The 13430-nt window shown below is 72.1% G+C and carries 13 protein-coding genes and 2 tRNA genes; 7 read left to right on the top strand and 8 right to left on the bottom strand.

Annotation, left to right across the window (positions count from 1 at the left end):
• The first annotated feature begins 10 nt into the window (after positions 1-10).
• From ehuB to IA22_RS0100965, 6 genes are all read left to right on the top strand, one after another.
• Positions 11-913 carry an ectoine/hydroxyectoine ABC transporter substrate-binding protein EhuB gene (ehuB, locus tag IA22_RS0100990; RefSeq protein WP_015577292.1) on the top strand — a complete coding sequence of 301 codons (903 nt, stop codon included), beginning with the start codon at positions 11-13 and terminating at the stop codon, positions 911-913.
• A gap of 19 nt (positions 914-932) precedes the next feature.
• On the top strand, positions 933-1667 hold the full coding sequence (gene ehuC / locus IA22_RS0100985; RefSeq protein ID WP_014156096.1) for an ectoine/hydroxyectoine ABC transporter permease subunit EhuC: 735 nt from the start codon (positions 933-935) through the stop codon (positions 1665-1667).
• Complete coding sequence (ehuD, locus tag IA22_RS0100980; RefSeq protein ID WP_014156095.1) at positions 1664-2308, top strand: ectoine/hydroxyectoine ABC transporter permease subunit EhuD; 645 nt, start codon at positions 1664-1666, stop codon at positions 2306-2308. Before ehuC ends, ehuD begins: the two co-directional genes overlap by 4 nt.
• The gene (gene ehuA / locus IA22_RS0100975; protein ID WP_030122452.1) at positions 2298-3131 is read left to right on the top strand and encodes an ectoine/hydroxyectoine ABC transporter ATP-binding protein EhuA; all 834 of its coding nucleotides are present in this window, start codon (positions 2298-2300) and stop codon (positions 3129-3131) included. The genes ehuD and ehuA overlap by 11 nt, the downstream gene beginning before the upstream one ends.
• Positions 3132-3306: 175 nt before the next feature.
• Entirely contained in the window at positions 3307-4065 is a 759-nt protein-coding gene (locus IA22_RS0100970; RefSeq protein ID WP_015577294.1) for an IclR family transcriptional regulator, read from the top strand.
• Positions 4066-4162: 97 nt separating this feature from the next.
• Positions 4163-4236, top strand: a tRNA-Lys gene (locus tag IA22_RS0100965).
• 68 nt (positions 4237-4304) lie between these two features.
• On the opposite strand, the gene IA22_RS0100960 is transcribed toward IA22_RS0100965, so the two are convergent.
• From IA22_RS0100960 to IA22_RS0100950, 3 genes are all read right to left on the bottom strand, one after another.
• Positions 4305-4895 carry a lytic polysaccharide monooxygenase auxiliary activity family 9 protein gene (locus tag IA22_RS0100960; protein WP_014156092.1) on the bottom strand — a complete coding sequence of 197 codons (591 nt, stop codon included), beginning with the start codon at positions 4893-4895 and terminating at the stop codon, positions 4305-4307.
• Positions 4896-5061: 166 nt separating this feature from the next.
• Positions 5062-6789 carry an SPFH domain-containing protein gene (locus IA22_RS0100955; protein ID WP_030122451.1) on the bottom strand — a complete coding sequence of 576 codons (1728 nt, stop codon included), beginning with the start codon at positions 6787-6789 and terminating at the stop codon, positions 5062-5064.
• Between the two features lie 37 nt (positions 6790-6826).
• Entirely contained in the window at positions 6827-8113 is a 1287-nt protein-coding gene (locus IA22_RS0100950) for a peptidoglycan-binding protein (protein ID WP_030122450.1), read from the bottom strand.
• Positions 8114-8278: 165 nt separating this feature from the next.
• Between IA22_RS0100950 and IA22_RS0100945 the strand changes: the two genes are divergently transcribed.
• Positions 8279-8352 (top strand) — tRNA-Lys (locus tag IA22_RS0100945).
• 539 nt (positions 8353-8891) lie between these two features.
• Here IA22_RS0100945 and IA22_RS0100940 read toward each other — a convergent pair.
• The 5 genes from IA22_RS0100940 to IA22_RS0100920 all read right to left on the bottom strand — a co-directional run bounded on the left by IA22_RS0100940 (position 8892) and on the right by IA22_RS0100920 (position 13420).
• Entirely contained in the window at positions 8892-9605 is a 714-nt protein-coding gene (locus IA22_RS0100940; protein WP_030122449.1) for a class F sortase, read from the bottom strand.
• Between the two features lies 1 nt (position 9606).
• On the bottom strand, positions 9607-10170 hold the full coding sequence (locus IA22_RS0100935; RefSeq protein ID WP_014156088.1) for a hypothetical protein: 564 nt from the start codon (positions 10168-10170) through the stop codon (positions 9607-9609).
• Between the two features lie 66 nt (positions 10171-10236).
• The gene (locus IA22_RS0100930) at positions 10237-11031 is read right to left on the bottom strand and encodes an HAD-IIA family hydrolase (protein ID WP_014156087.1); all 795 of its coding nucleotides are present in this window, start codon (positions 11029-11031) and stop codon (positions 10237-10239) included.
• A 141-nt stretch (positions 11032-11172) separates the two neighbouring features.
• Positions 11173-12054 carry a hypothetical protein gene (locus tag IA22_RS0100925; RefSeq protein WP_030122448.1) on the bottom strand — a complete coding sequence of 294 codons (882 nt, stop codon included), beginning with the start codon at positions 12052-12054 and terminating at the stop codon, positions 11173-11175.
• Positions 12055-12265: 211 nt separating this feature from the next.
• Positions 12266-13420, bottom strand: a complete 1155-nt coding sequence (locus IA22_RS0100920; protein ID WP_037814690.1) for an ROK family transcriptional regulator — start codon at positions 13418-13420, stop codon at positions 12266-12268.
• Positions 13421-13430 lie beyond the last annotated feature (10 nt).

The raw sequence follows: 13430 nt of genomic DNA, 5'->3' as shown, positions 1-13430 counted from the left end.
ACCGCGAACCATGGCTGACTTCCCTCACCTGTCCCGTCGAGGCTTCCTCAATCGATCCGCGGCTGTCGGAGGTCTGCTCGTCGTCCCGGGCCTGCTGTCCGCGTGCAGCAAGACCGACGCCGGTGCCGCGGACGGTGAGGGCGCGCTCGACAAGCTCCGCAAGCAGGGCTTCGTACGGGTCGCGTACGCCAACGAGGCCCCGTACGGCTACATGGAGGGCAAGGAGCTCAAGGGTGAGGCGCCCACCCTGCACCGGGAGATATTCAAGGCGCTCGGCGTCGACGAGCTGAAGCCCACGCTCTCGGAGTGGGACGGCCTCATTCCCGGTCTCCAGGCGGGCAAGTACGACGTGGTCAGCGCGGGCATGGCGATCACGCCCGAGCGCTGCGCCAACGCCCTCTTCTCGGAGCCGGAGTTCATCTCCCCCACTGCCCTGATGGTGAGGAAGGGCAACCCGAAGAAGGTCACCGACCTGGCGTCCGCGAAGGCGGCGGGGATCACCGTCGGCGTCATGTCCGGCGCGGTCGAGGCCTCGTACGCCAAGGGCGCGGGTATCGCCGAGGGCAAGATCAAGACGCTGCAGAAGCCTCAGGACGGCGCGGACGCCGTCAAGGGCGGCCGGATCGACGCCTTCCTGCTCACCGGCATCTCGCTGCGCTGGCTCGCCAAGACCAATCCGGACACCGAGGTCACCGAGGCGTTCGTCCCCGAGCTGGACGGCAAGCAGCAGTTCTCCCCGGGCGGCGCGGTCTTCCGCCAGGGCAACGAGGACCTGCGCGACTCCTTCAACCGCGAGCTCAAGAAGATCGTCTCGGACAGGTCGCGCTACGTCGAACTGCTCCAGGACTACGGCTTCGGCGCCACGGAGATCCCGCCGGCCACACTCAAGACGGCCGACCTGTGCAAGGGCTGACGAGGGCGGACCACACCGTATGAGCGACTTCTTCTCCACTCTCCTCGACGAACTGCCCCAGGTCGGCGCCGGCCTGTGGGTCACGGTCCAGGCCACCGTCCTGGGCTCCCTGCTGGCCCTGCTCCTGTCGTTCGCCCTGGGCCTGGCGGCCGGAAGCAGGCTGCTGCTGGTGCGCGGGGTCTCCCGTACCGTCGTGGAGTTCTTCCGCGGCACCTCCCTGTACATCCAGCTCTTCTGGCTCTACTACGCCATGCCCCAGCTGACGGGCTACGAACTGACGCCGCTGCTCTGCGGTGTCGTCGCGTTCGGCCTGAACTACGGGGCGTACGGCTCCGAGATCGTGCGAGGCGCGATCAACTCCGTGCCCCGCGCCCAGTACGAGGCAGCCGTGGCCCTGAACATGACGCCGCTGCACCGGATGCGGAAGGTGATCATGCCGCAGGCCTGGGTGCAGATGATCCCGTCCTTCACCAACCTGCTGATCCAGCTGCTGAAGTGCACGCCCCTGCTGTGGCTGATCTCCGCCGCCGACTTCATGACGACGATCGAGCACATCCGCAGCCTCACCGGTGAGACCCTCACCGCGTATCTGCTGCTGCTGGCCGTCTACTTCGTACTCGCCTACACGCTGACCCTGCTGATGAACCTGCTGGAGCGGTCGGCCAAGCGCCGGCTCGGTCTCCACACCGGCGGGCGCAGCCTGTTCAGGACCCGCACGGCCGAGGCCGTCACCACGGCCGGAGGTACCCGGTGAACCGGACATTCGACTGGGACGCGGCCGGGGACGCCCTTCCCCTGCTGCTCGAAGGATTCCGGGTCACGCTGCTCGCCACCGTGCTCGGCACGCTCGTGGCGGCGGTGCTCGGGCTCGCCGTGGCGGTCGCCGGCCGCGCGCCCTCCCGGTTCGTGACGGTGCCGGTGAAGGCGGTGACGGAGTTCGTACGCGCCACCCCGCTGCTGGTCCAGCTGGTCGGCGCGGCGGCCCTCTTCACCTCCGTCGAGCCGCTGACGATCGGCATCGTGGTGCTGGGCATCCACTACGCCGCGTACACCTCCGAGGTGTACCGGGCCGGGATCGACGGCGTGCCCAAGGGCCAGTGGGAGGCCTGCCGGGCGCTCTCGATGTCGCCCCGCCGGACCTGGCAGGCGGTGATCCTGCCGCAGGCGGTGCGCAACGTGCTGCCCGCCCTCGGCAACTACGCGATCTCGATGTTCAAGGAGACCCCGTTCCTCGCCGTGATCACGGTGCACGAGATGGTCTTCGAGGCACGCGCCTACGGCGCCGACCACTTCGCCTACACCGAGGCGTTCACACTCGCGGGACTGGTCTTCCTGGTCGCGAGCTACCCCACGTCGCTGCTGATGAGAAAGCTGGAGAAGCGCCTTGGCCACTGAACCCGCCCCCCTGGAGAAGACCGCCGCCGCGGCCGTGGACCCCCTGCACACCGGTGTCGAGCCGCTCGTCCGGTTCGACAAGGTGGTCAAGCGCTACGGCGACCACGTCGTCCTGGACGAACTGGACTTCAGCGTGCGGCGCGGCGAGCACGTCACGCTGATCGGGCCCAGCGGCTCGGGGAAGACCACGATCCTGCGCCTGCTGATGACGCTGGAGAAGGTCAGCGACGGCGTGATCTGGGTGGACGGCTCGCCCCTCTCGCACGTACGCGGGCCGGACGGTTCGCTCAAGCCCGCGGGCGAGAAGGAACTGCGCCGGTCCCGGAAGAAGATCGGGATGGTCTTCCAGCAGTTCAATCTCTTCCCGAACATGAAGGTCCTCCAGAACATCACCGAGGCGCCGGTCAACGTCCTCGGCATGGACAAGGACGAGGCCGAGTCGCGGGCCCGGGAACTGCTCGACCTGGTCGGGCTCTCCGGGAAGGTCGACGCCCACCCCTCCCAGCTGTCCGGCGGCCAGCAGCAGCGCGTCGCCATCGCCCGCGCGCTGGCCATGCGGCCGGAGATCCTCCTGCTCGACGAGGTGACGTCGGCGCTCGACCCCGAACTCGTGGCCGGGGTGCTGGATCTGCTGAGCGACATCGCCAGGACCACCGACATCACGATGCTCTGCGTGACCCACGAGATGAACTTCGCCCGGGACGTGTCGGAGACGGTCCTGATGTTCGACGCGGGACGGGTCGTGGAGTCCGGTTCGCCGGAGAAAATATTCACCGACCCCGAACACGAACGTACGCGCGAGTTCCTCAACGCGGTGCTGTGACCTTGCCTTTGACATACGGCCCATGACCTTGGCACATGCCGAGCGGGTGCGCCCCAGCTGACGGGGCCGGGGCGCACCGCCAACTCCGCCACAGGGCCTGTAATTCGGCCATATGGCGACTATCGTGGATCGTGAGCTTGTGGTCACAACCTGGTAGAGCCCTGGAGGGGTAACCGTGGCGTTGAAGCCCGAGCCGAAGGCTCCGTTCCTCTCGGTGCAGTACGCCCTGCGGGTGCTGGAATCGGTGTCCACGCACGGCGACGGGGTGACGGCGGCCAGGATCTCCCGGGAGACGGGCCTGCCCACCGGGCATCTCGCCCCTCTGCTGCTGACGCTGCGCCGCGAGGGGTACGTCGAGCAGATCGCCGACGGCGCGTACGTCGTCGGGCCCTCGCTCCTGGAGCTCGGCTCCGGCACCGCCCGCAGGCGGGCCCTGGAGGCGAAGCTCCAGCAGACGCTGGTGCAGCTGCGGGACTCGGTCGGCGCGGCGGTCTACGTCAGCCGCTACGTGGACGGGGAGATCCGGGTCACACAGGTGGCCGACGGCCCGCGCACGCCCGCCGTCAACGAGTGGGTGGACTTCCGCTCGGCCGCGCACGCCAGCGCGATCGGCAAGTGCCTGCTGACGCAGCTCGACCGCAACGGCCGGCGCGACCACATGTCCCGGCACCGCATCGCACGGCTGACGTCGCGGACGATCACGAGCGAGAAGGTGCTCTTCTCGAAGCTGGACAGCCAGCCGGCGACGGTGCCGGTGCTCGACCTCCAGGAGTACGCCGTGGGCACGGTGTGCGCGGCGGTCCCGCTGACGGCGGGCTCGTCGGCGGGGTGTCTGGCGCTGTCGCTGCCGATCGAGCACGCGCACCGGCTGCGTGCCGCGGCGGACACCCTGAACCGGCGCGCGGCGCCGGTCCTGCTGTCGCTGTCCCTCTGAGGGGGCCCGGGGAGAGGTGCGGCCGGGGTCACACGGCGGGGTGCGGGCGCGTGTCATCAGCACCCCCGAGGACCAGGTATTATTTTCGAGTCAGCAGGCGCCGTTAGCTCAGTTGGTTAGAGCAGCTGACTCTTAATCAGCGGGTCCGGGGTTCGAGTCCCTGACGGCGCACAGACACCACAGTGGGCGGTCTCCTTCCGGGAGACCGCCCACTGTGCGTCGTGCCCTGCCGAGTCGTGTCAGAACTGCACGTCGGAGCACGCGTAGAACGCGTTGGTGGTGTCCGCGACGTTCCAGACGGCCAGGACGATGTGCTTGCCGGTCTTCTGGGTGGGCATCGAGCCCTGGTGGGTCAGCGTCGCCGGGGGCTGCTGGTTCCCGTACGGCACCGTCATGAAGGGCTGCGACTCCAGGGCCGCCCTGGTGAGCGGCTTGGTGGAGTCCCAGCCGTTCTTGGTGATGTAGTAGCGGAAGTCGCTCGTGGAGTGCCGGGCGGTGAACTGCCAGCGGAAGCTGTAGCCCTGCCCCGCGGTGACCTTGGTGGCGGGCCAGGCGCCGCCGCGCGGGTCGTCGAGCTGGGCGAACTGGCTGTTCCCACCGGAGCAGATCTTGCCGTCCGCCGGTCCTGCCGCCGGGAAGCCCTTGGGGCCCTCGACGCTCTGCGGCTCCCACTGGATGTTGCCGCAGTTGGCCACGGTGCCGTTGGCACAGAGCTTCTGCCGGCTGATGGGGGAATCCGTGTAGCCGTGACTGCTGGCGCTGCTGGTGGCGAACATGGAGACGCCCGCTATCGCCAGGCCGATGACGGCCGCGCTTGCCCTTTTCCGCATGCTGTGTCGCTCCTCGAGAACGTGGGGGATGTTCTGGGGATGTCCTGAGCCGTGCTGCGCGCAACGCTCGTGCGGTCTAGACCAAGTCCAGATTATTGACGCGGCATGAACATGTCCAGACCAATGTGGACCGGGTTTCGCCGCGTACCCGTGCCGCCGGGAGCGGTCACACGCCGTCCCCGCCGCTCCGGCCGGTGTAGAAGGCCACCGTCAGGTCCCTGACCAGTGCCTTGTGCTCGTAGGCGTCGAGCTCGACGATGCCGCGCGCCGTGAGCCTGCCGACCGTGTCGTCCACGGCGTCGACCACGGACGTCAGCACCGCGTCCCGGTGCCTCGCGTCGACGGCCGCCACCCGGCACCGCTGCATCGCCGCGGCGACCTCGGGGGCGTACTCGATGCCGGTCGGCTGCGCCGAGTACACCTCGACGCCCACGGGCACGCAGTCCGCCTTCAGCATCCGGGTCAGCGCGTCGCCCACCGCCTCCGCGTCGCGCAGGGTGCGGGTGTCCTCGTGGAAGGCGTCGGCGGGCAGTTGCGAGAGGACCCGGGCCAGGGCCGCCTCCACCTGGTCGCGCAGATAGCGCTCGTGGTCCGCGACGCCGAGGGCGGCGCGGGCGGTGTCCTTCACCCGCCAGACGACGAGGACCTCCACCCGCAGCGCGGTACCGCCGGCGTCGACGGCGGGCAGCGGCTCACTGCGCCAGTGCCGCAGGCGTACGTCGATCCGGCGGCGGCGCAGCAACGGGGAGATCCAGAGGAGCCCGGTGCGCCGGACACTCCCCCGGTAGCCGCCGAAGAGCGTCAGCACGGAGGCGTGTCCGGCCCGGCCCCGTCCCAGACCGCAGCACGTGAAGAGCACCACGGCCACCAGCAGGCCGAGCAGCGCCCAGGCCAGGGCCCCGATGCCGTGGTCGGGGCGCGCCGCGAGTCCGATCCGGCCGGTCACGGCGGCGGGCAGCGCGCCCTGCCACCACAGCACGGCGAGTCCGGCGGCCACCCCGGTGGCCGCCGTGAACAGCGCCGCCCAGCCGGGCAGCGCGGGGCCCGGCCGCTCGACGAGCCGGGGGTCGGCGAGCGGCGAGGGACGGGTGGGAGCCTGCACCTGGGGCGAACGCGGCACGGGCGGGCGGTGGTCACCGGACCGCCGTCCGCCCGTCCCGGCGGTGGCCCCCGCGGAGGCGCCGCCCGGACCGGCTGCCGTGGCGCCGGGGCCGTCGTCGCGGAAGAGCAGGTGCACGGGGATGGTCGCGGTGGTCTCGGTGGCGATGACGGGCTGGCGTCGCCCGGCGCCCCACCATGCGACCGGGTCCGCGGCGCCGACGGTGAGCGCCACCGGGGCACGCCCCTCGTCGCCGGCCGGCCGGGGAGCACCGGGCACGGTCTTCCGGGAGCCCGACACCACGGGTGCCGCGTCCGAGGGTTCTGCCTCACGCGCCGTCTCCGGCACCGCGTCGGACGGCTCATCCCTCACCGGCTCCGCGACCGGAGACGCGGGAGCACGCGCCGCCCCCGGCAGGACCGGCTCCGGCACCGGTTCGGGATCGGGGGCCGGCCCGTGCGGACCGGGCTCCGGGCCCGCGCCGAGATCGAGGTCGAGCTCGACCGGAGCGGCCGGGCCCACCACGGCCACCGCGTCCAGGGCCGGCCCCAGGTCGGCCGGGATGTACTCGTCCTCCGCGGCAGGAGGATCACCCGCCACAGGCATCGTGTCCGGCACCGCCGCCGTGGACTCCGCCACCGGATCCGGCTCCGCGCCGGGCTCCGGGAGCCGGGCCCCGTGCTCCGTCCCCGCGGGTCCCGGCACGTCCCCCGTGCCCGGCCCGGGCACGATCACCCGCGTGTCCCGCTCGCCCAGCTCGTCCCACTCGCCCCGCACGTTCTCCGTGGATCGCATTCCCGCCTCCGTCATGTCCGTTCCGTCACTGCAGCCGTCACGCGAAGAGCCGCCGCCATGTCTCCGGCCCCGGATAGCCGTCGGCCGCGCTCCCGCTCCAGCCCTGGGCACGCTGGAACGCCTCGACGTTGCGGCGGTCCGCCTCCGTCCAGCGCCGGCCGGGGCCCGTCACGTAGTGCGTGCCGTATCCCTTCCGGACGAGCTGGACGCCGAGTTCCCGGACGTGGTCGTTGGACTGCCCGGAGGCGAAGAAGCTCTTTCCCGGGTACGCCGCGGTCCCGCCCGGGGTGCTGCCGGTCCCGGCCGCGGGGATCCGGTGCCCGGTCCCCTTGACCAGCAGGCTCCAGGTGCCCGGCCCCGGGAGGCCGTCCGCGTCCTTGCCCTTCCACCCCTGCGCGAGCTGGAACGCCTGCGTCGCCCGCTTGTCCGCGTCGCTCCAGCGCGGCCCCGCCCCCGCCGTGTAGAAGCGCTTCCCGCCCTGGGCGATGAGCAGTTGCCCGAGCCGGGTGACGTGCGCGTTGTTCGTCCCGGGGCCGAACTTCGCGGCGCCGGGGAACGCGGTGGCCGAACCGCTGCCGCCCGCGCCGCTGACGATGCCCTTGTAGCGGTAGGCGACGTACTTCGAGGAGTTGCTCCAGTACGCCATCGGCGTCGTGGCCTTCCTCGCGTGCGGGCTGGTCTGCTCGTACGCGAGGTAGTGGGTGTGCGTGTGATCGGTCCAGCCGCCGAAGACCGTGACGTGCGAACCCACCGAGGGGTCCGCCAGGTTGTGGAAGAGGAGGATGTCGCCGGGCTCCAGATCGGCCCGGGCGATCTTCGTACCGAAGGCGGCGAGGCTTCCGGTCCACTCGTTCGTACCGAGGTTCCACGCCATCGACACGAAGCCCGAGCAGTCCTGGCGGTAGCCGTCCGACCAGTACGCCGCCATGTCGTAGGGGACCTTCGCCGTCACCCATTTCTGGGCGCGTCTGATGATGTCGGTACGCGTCGTCGTGCGCTGCGTGGTGTCGGGGGCGGAGGGCGGGCCCGAGGCTCCGCTGCCGCTCAGGGGCCCCACCGTGCCCTGCGGGCTGCCCGGCTGGGGGTCCACCGCCGTGTCGGCGCGCGGGCCCCGGCCGGCGGCGGTCGCGGCGGCCTGGCCCGCCCCGCAGGACAGGACCACCCCGGCGGCGGTGACCATGACCAGCGCACGTCGCGCACCGTGCGCGGCGGGGTGGCCGCCCTGGCGCACGGGCAGCGCCGCGGCCGTACGACGCTGCCGGGCGCAGCCCGGACAGCCGCAGTCGGCGGGGGGTTCGTACTCCTCGAAGACCGGCACAGTCATGCGACTCTTCCCTTCGGCAGTCGTCCAGATCTTCCGTGGATCAACATTCCCGGCGTATCTCATGTTGACTGACTAAAGGGACAAAACGACCATCCGACAGGCCGTACGGAGAGGAATTGGTCAGGAGCACTCTCCCGAGTCCGGTAAAGTTCTCCAGGTCAGCAGGCGCCGTTAGCTCAGTTGGTTAGAGCAGCTGACTCTTAATCAGCGGGTCCGGGGTTCGAGTCCCTGACGGCGCACGCAACATCGAGGCCCCCTCACCGAGTGTGAGGGGGCCTCGCTGCTGTGCGCGACGGCGCACGGCGCGCCTCGGGGTCGCCTTTCGCCACCCCTGTATGCCTTCTTCACGGTATTCACCAGAACCGCACGCATGTGGGGTGAACCGCCTGTTTCGTCCTTGCGTTCGTGCCGCACGGCCCGCGATCCGACCCCCCGGGGTCGGAGAACGGCGGCATCGGAGCCTTCCGGGACGGTCCGGCCGCGAGGGCCTCCACATCCGCGCGCCGTCGACCGGAGGGGCCGCAGACCGCATTCCGCGGCGGGCCGGGCTCCGGACGCTCCCGCCCGGATCCGGACATCCTGCCGTAATCACTCGGGGCTCCGGGCCGGGTCGCCCTATGGTGTCGTGTCAGTGAACGACCCGACCTCCCGCGTCGCGTCCGGGCCACTCCCGCGACCCGGACACCGCGGTCGAGGACCGGCCCGGCCGGCGACTCCGAGGGGGAGCGGACGCCGACCGGGCCAGGCTGCCCCGTCGCGGGTACCTCCGTGCGGAACGTCAGGCGTGGCCCCGCGCCGCGCTCACCGGTCCGCTCGCCCCGGCGCTCCGCCCGGTGGACTTCTCCGCCGTCAGATACGCGGAGACGACGACGTTGGCCGTGTAGGCACGGGACGCGTGGTCGTACGTACCGCCGCAGGTGATCAGCCGGAGCTCGGCCCGCCCGTCCTCACGCGGCCCGTACGCCTTCTGCGCGTCGAACCGTTCCCGCGTGAAGACCTGGACGTCGTCGACGGTGAACTCGGCGACCTTGCCGTCGGACCGGCTCACCCGGACCTTGTCACCGGGCTTCGCGGCACTGAGTCCGTAGAACACGGCGGGCTTCGTCTCGGTGTCGACGTGGCCGACGAAGAGAGCGGCGCCCTCCGCCCCCGGTTCGGTGCCCTCCGCATACCAGCCGACGGCTTTCGGTTTCTCGAACGGCGGGGGCTCGATGGCTCCCTCGTCGTCGAGACCGCGCCGCACGATGCTCGCGTCGATCCCGACGGAGGGGATCTCGACCCGCTGCGGCACGGCGGCACCGTCGAGCGGATCGTGGGCCGGCGGCAGCGGAACGCCCAGGGGGCGCCCGACCGCGGCGACGTCACCGGTCGTCGGGGCCGAGTTGCCGGCGGTGGCGGCACGGCCCCACAGCCACAGGCCCAGCAGGAGAACGGCCCAGGTGACACCGGTCAGCAGGCGGCCCGTTCCGGCGGGGCTGTCAGGGGCCGCCATGTCAGTGGAGCGCCGAGCGGCGTCGGCGCGCGCCGCGGAACGCGACGGCGACGGCCGCTACGGCGCCGAGTCCGAGTCCGATGACGGCGTGCCGGGTGCCGGGGCCCTCGTCGGCCGCGGCCTCCTCGGCCAGCACCGCGGTACCTCCGCCGCCGGCCCGGACGGGGGCGACGGGCGAGGGGCGGCCGTGATGGACGACGGTGACCGTGCCGGTGGCCTTGCCGTGGCCGTCCTTGCAGGTCACCCAGATCTCGTAGTCGTCGGGTGCGGCGTCGGAGCGGATCCTGGCGTGGGCGACGAGGCCCTTGCCGTCGGCCGGCTCGAAGCGCGCTTCGGAAGCGAACGCCTCGGAGTTGCCGCGGGCCGACCTGTCCTTGCCGCAGACGTCGACCCGGAGCTCCACCTCCCCGCCGGGGGAGACACGCGACGGGCTGACCGAGACCGTTCCCGAACGCTTCTCGTCACCGGGGTTCTCGGTCTTGGACCCGGCCGACGCGGCGGACGCGGGAAGGGCTATCGTCCCGGCCACGATCGCGGCACAGAAAGTGAGGGGCAGTGAACGCATCGTAAACCTCCTGAGGAAAGGTTCACGCCTGGGAGGGCACCCCGCATCCGCTGTAGCCCGCTCGGGTCACGGCATCGGGAGGTCGACCAGGTCCACGAGGTCCGCGATCGAGTCGACCACCGTGGAGGGCCGGAAGGGATAACGGTCCATGTCGGCCTCCGTGGTCAGGCCGGTGAGGACCAGGAAGGTCTGCATCCCCGCCTCCAGCCCGGCCAGCACGTCGGTGTCCATCCGGTCGCCGATCATGGCGGAGGTCTCGGAGTGGGCACCGATCGCGTTGAGCCCGGTCCGCATCATCAGCGGGTTGGGCTTGCCCGCGAAGTACGGCGCCTTGCCGGTGGCCTTCGTGATGAGCGCGGCGACCGAACCGGTCGCGGGCAGCGGGCCCTCGGCGGACGGGCCGGTCTCGTCGGGGTTGGTGCAGATGAAGCGGGCACCGCCGTTGATCAGCCGGATCGCCTTGGTGAGCGCCTCGAAGCTGTAGGTGCGGGTCTCGCCGAGGACGACGTAGTCGGGCTCGTGGTCGGTGAGGACGTAGCCGATGTCGTGCAGTGCGGTGGTGAGGCCGGCCTCGCCGATGACGTACGCCGTGCCGCGCGGGCGCTGGTCGTCCAGGAACTGGGCGGTGGCCAGGGCGGAGGTCCAGATGTTCTCCACGGGCACGTCGAGACCCATGCGCTTGAGGCGCGCGTGCAGGTCGCGGGCGGTGTAGATGGAGTTGTTGGTGAGGACCAGGAAGGGCAGTCCGGAATCCCGCAGCCGCTTGATGAAGGCGTCGGCCCCGGGGATCGGCGTGCCCTCGTGGATGAGGACGCCGTCCATGTCGGTCAGCCAGGATTCGATCGGCTTGCGCTCTGCCATGTGACGGACTCCTGCCGTACGCGCTGTGCACCGAGGTGCTGGACGCCGGCGGCACCGCGTTGTGCAGCGCCGACGCTCCCGATCCTAGGCTGCACGTCACGGCGGACGGAACCGGTTGATCACACGGACCCGCGAACCGGATCAGTGGCGACCCCCGCGCAGGCGCCGGGACCAGAGCACCGCGGCCGCTCCGGTAAGGACGAGCGTCACGGCGGCGAGGCCGGCTCCGCGGAGCGCGCGCGCCTGGCCGGTGCGGGCGAGCTCGGGCACGGGGTCGCCTTCCGCGTCCGTCACGGCCCCGTCGTCCCCGGGCGCCTCGACGCCGCCGTCGACCACGGCGAAGGTGTACGCGGCGGACTCGCCCACCCAGTCCCCGTCGCTGCCGGCCTGCTCGGCCTCGTCCCCGGCGGCACGCCGCTGGACGATGGCGGCGTGGGCCGTGACCCTGCCGGGCCGGGTGTCGGAGGTGAAGGCCATCCGGACCTCGACCGTGACGGTCCTGCTCGCGGGGACGGTGAAGCCGGGGAAGTCGTCGTCCTGCTCCCCGCCGCCGAAGACGCCGATCTGCTCGTCGCGGTCGGTGGACTCCCAGCTCACCCGGTGTTCCTCGTCGGGGTGCGCCCGCTCGGTGAACTCCAGCTGGATCTGTTCGGCCGTGAGCGTCCGGTCCTCGTCGGTGAGCACCAGGACGGGGTGGATGGAGTGGCACGACGCGGAGGTCGTGTTGGTGAGGTCCAGGAACCAGGTCCCGTAGCCGCCGCCGGAGGCGTAGGTGTCGGGGCCGCCGTGGATCCGCGTCTCGATGGGGAAGTCCTCGCCGTCGGGGTCGCCGCAGGCGGGCGACTCCGGGGCCGCGACGGCGACGGCGTGGGCCGGGGCTCCGGTCGCGGCGGGGACGGTGACCGGGATGGCGACGGCGGCCGGGACTCCGAGGAGGCTCACCGGAACGGCCAGCCCCGCGGCCAGTCCGAGCCGGGTGAGGGCACGGCCGTCGCGCAGCCGTACGGGAGGTCTGCTGGACACGGTGGTTCCACCCTTCGCTGCTCGCGAACGGCCGGGGCGGGCGGCCGTCTGCCGGCGGCGGCACCGCCACGCGCGGCCGGACGTACGGCCCTGGCGGTACGTTTCCGCCCACGACGCTGTCACGCGCGCGCGTGGGACCGCCAACGCTCGGCGCCCCGTACCGCCCGTTCGGGCGTCGGGATCCGCCCGAACGGCCCCGCCCGGTGGCGTTTCACCGGCCCCGCGCCAGCGGCGCCCGCTCGCCGCCGTCCTCTCCCGCGCGGCCGAAGAGCGGGGCGAGGATCAGCTGGGCCGCTCCTTCCGCGACGGGGCGGTCGCCGCCTCCTGCCACGGTGACGGGGACGGTGGTGGTGCCCTCCCGGCGGGCGCGCTCCTCGATGACCGCGCGCACCCCGCTCACATAGGCGTCCTCGTGGGCGGCGACCGTACGTCCGCCGAGGACGACCCGGTCGATGTCGAGGAGCCCGACGAGGTTCGCGGCGCCCGCTCCGAGGACCCGGGCCGCCTCGGTGATGTCGCCGCGTGCGTCGGCGGCCAGGCAGAGCGCCTCGACGCAGCCGCGCCCGCCGCAGCCGCACGGAGGGCCGTCCAGCTGGAGCGTCTGGTGGCCGAACTCCCCGGCCCCGGTGCGGGCCCCGCGGTGCACGGCTCCCCCGAGGACGAGTCCGGCGCCGAGGCCGGTGCCCAGGTGGAGGTAGGCGAAGTCGGCGTCGGCCCGTTCCCGCAGGGCGAGACCGAGGGCGGCGGCGTTGGTGTCCTTGTCGACGACGACGGGCAGCCCGGCGTGCTCGGCGAGGGCGTCGCGCAGCGGGTAGCCGTCCCACTGCGGGAAGCCGGTGACGCGGTGCAGCACCCCGCCGCGGTGGTCCAGCGGGCCGGGCAGGGCGACGCCCACGCCGAAGACCTGCGGGGCCGCGGCTCCGGGGGCCCGGGGGGCGTCCGTCCGTACGGTCCGCACCGCTTGGGCGGCCGTGGCGAGGACCTCGGCGGCCGGGGCTCCGAGGTCGAGCGGGACGGTGCGGGTCGCGACCGTGGTGCCGGAGAGGTCGGCGAGGACGGCGGTGAGTTCGTCGCGGTCCAGGTGGAGTCCGACGGCGTACCCGGCGTCCGGGACGAGGCGCAGGACGGTGCGGGGCTTGCCCCCGGTGGAGGCGAGCCGGCCGGCTTCCGCGGCGAGCCCCTCCGCCCGGAGCCGGGCGGTGATCTTGCTGACGGCCTGCGGGGTGAGTCCGGTGCGCTCGGCGAGCTCCAGCCGGCTGATGCCCTGCTCACCGGCCACGCGCAGCAGGTCGAGGACGAGCGACGCGTTGTGGTGGCGCAGGGACGGGAGATTCGCCCCGCCGCTCCTGCTGTTACTCCTGTTCACCACACCATTG

It is taken from the genome of Kitasatospora papulosa (assembly GCF_000717245.1).
Taxonomy (GTDB): domain Bacteria; phylum Actinomycetota; class Actinomycetes; order Streptomycetales; family Streptomycetaceae; genus Streptomyces; species Streptomyces papulosus.
The sequence above is the reverse complement of the archived record's forward strand: the minus strand, read 5'-3'. Positions and strand labels throughout refer to the sequence as shown.

What these genes read in the sequence shown, in the direction of transcription:
- ehuB (WP_015577292.1), top strand. Translation starts at nt 11, where the DNA reads ATGGCTGACTTCCCTCACCTGTCCCGTCGAGGCTTCCTCAATCGATCC.
- ehuC (WP_014156096.1), top strand. Translation starts at nt 933, where the DNA reads ATGAGCGACTTCTTCTCCACTCTCCTCGACGAACTGCCCCAGGTCGGC.
- IA22_RS0100960 (WP_014156092.1), bottom strand. Translation starts at nt 4,895, where the DNA reads ATGCGGAAAAGGGCAAGCGCGGCCGTCATCGGCCTGGCGATAGCGGGC.
- IA22_RS0100955 (WP_030122451.1), bottom strand. Translation starts at nt 6,789, where the DNA reads ATGCGATCCACGGAGAACGTGCGGGGCGAGTGGGACGAGCTGGGCGAG.
- IA22_RS0100950 (WP_030122450.1), bottom strand. Translation starts at nt 8,113, where the DNA reads ATGACTGTGCCGGTCTTCGAGGAGTACGAACCCCCCGCCGACTGCGGC.
- IA22_RS0100940 (WP_030122449.1), bottom strand. Translation starts at nt 9,605, where the DNA reads ATGGCGGCCCCTGACAGCCCCGCCGGAACGGGCCGCCTGCTGACCGGT.
- IA22_RS0100935 (WP_014156088.1), bottom strand. Translation starts at nt 10,170, where the DNA reads ATGCGTTCACTGCCCCTCACTTTCTGTGCCGCGATCGTGGCCGGGACG.
- IA22_RS0100930 (WP_014156087.1), bottom strand. Translation starts at nt 11,031, where the DNA reads ATGGCAGAGCGCAAGCCGATCGAATCCTGGCTGACCGACATGGACGGC.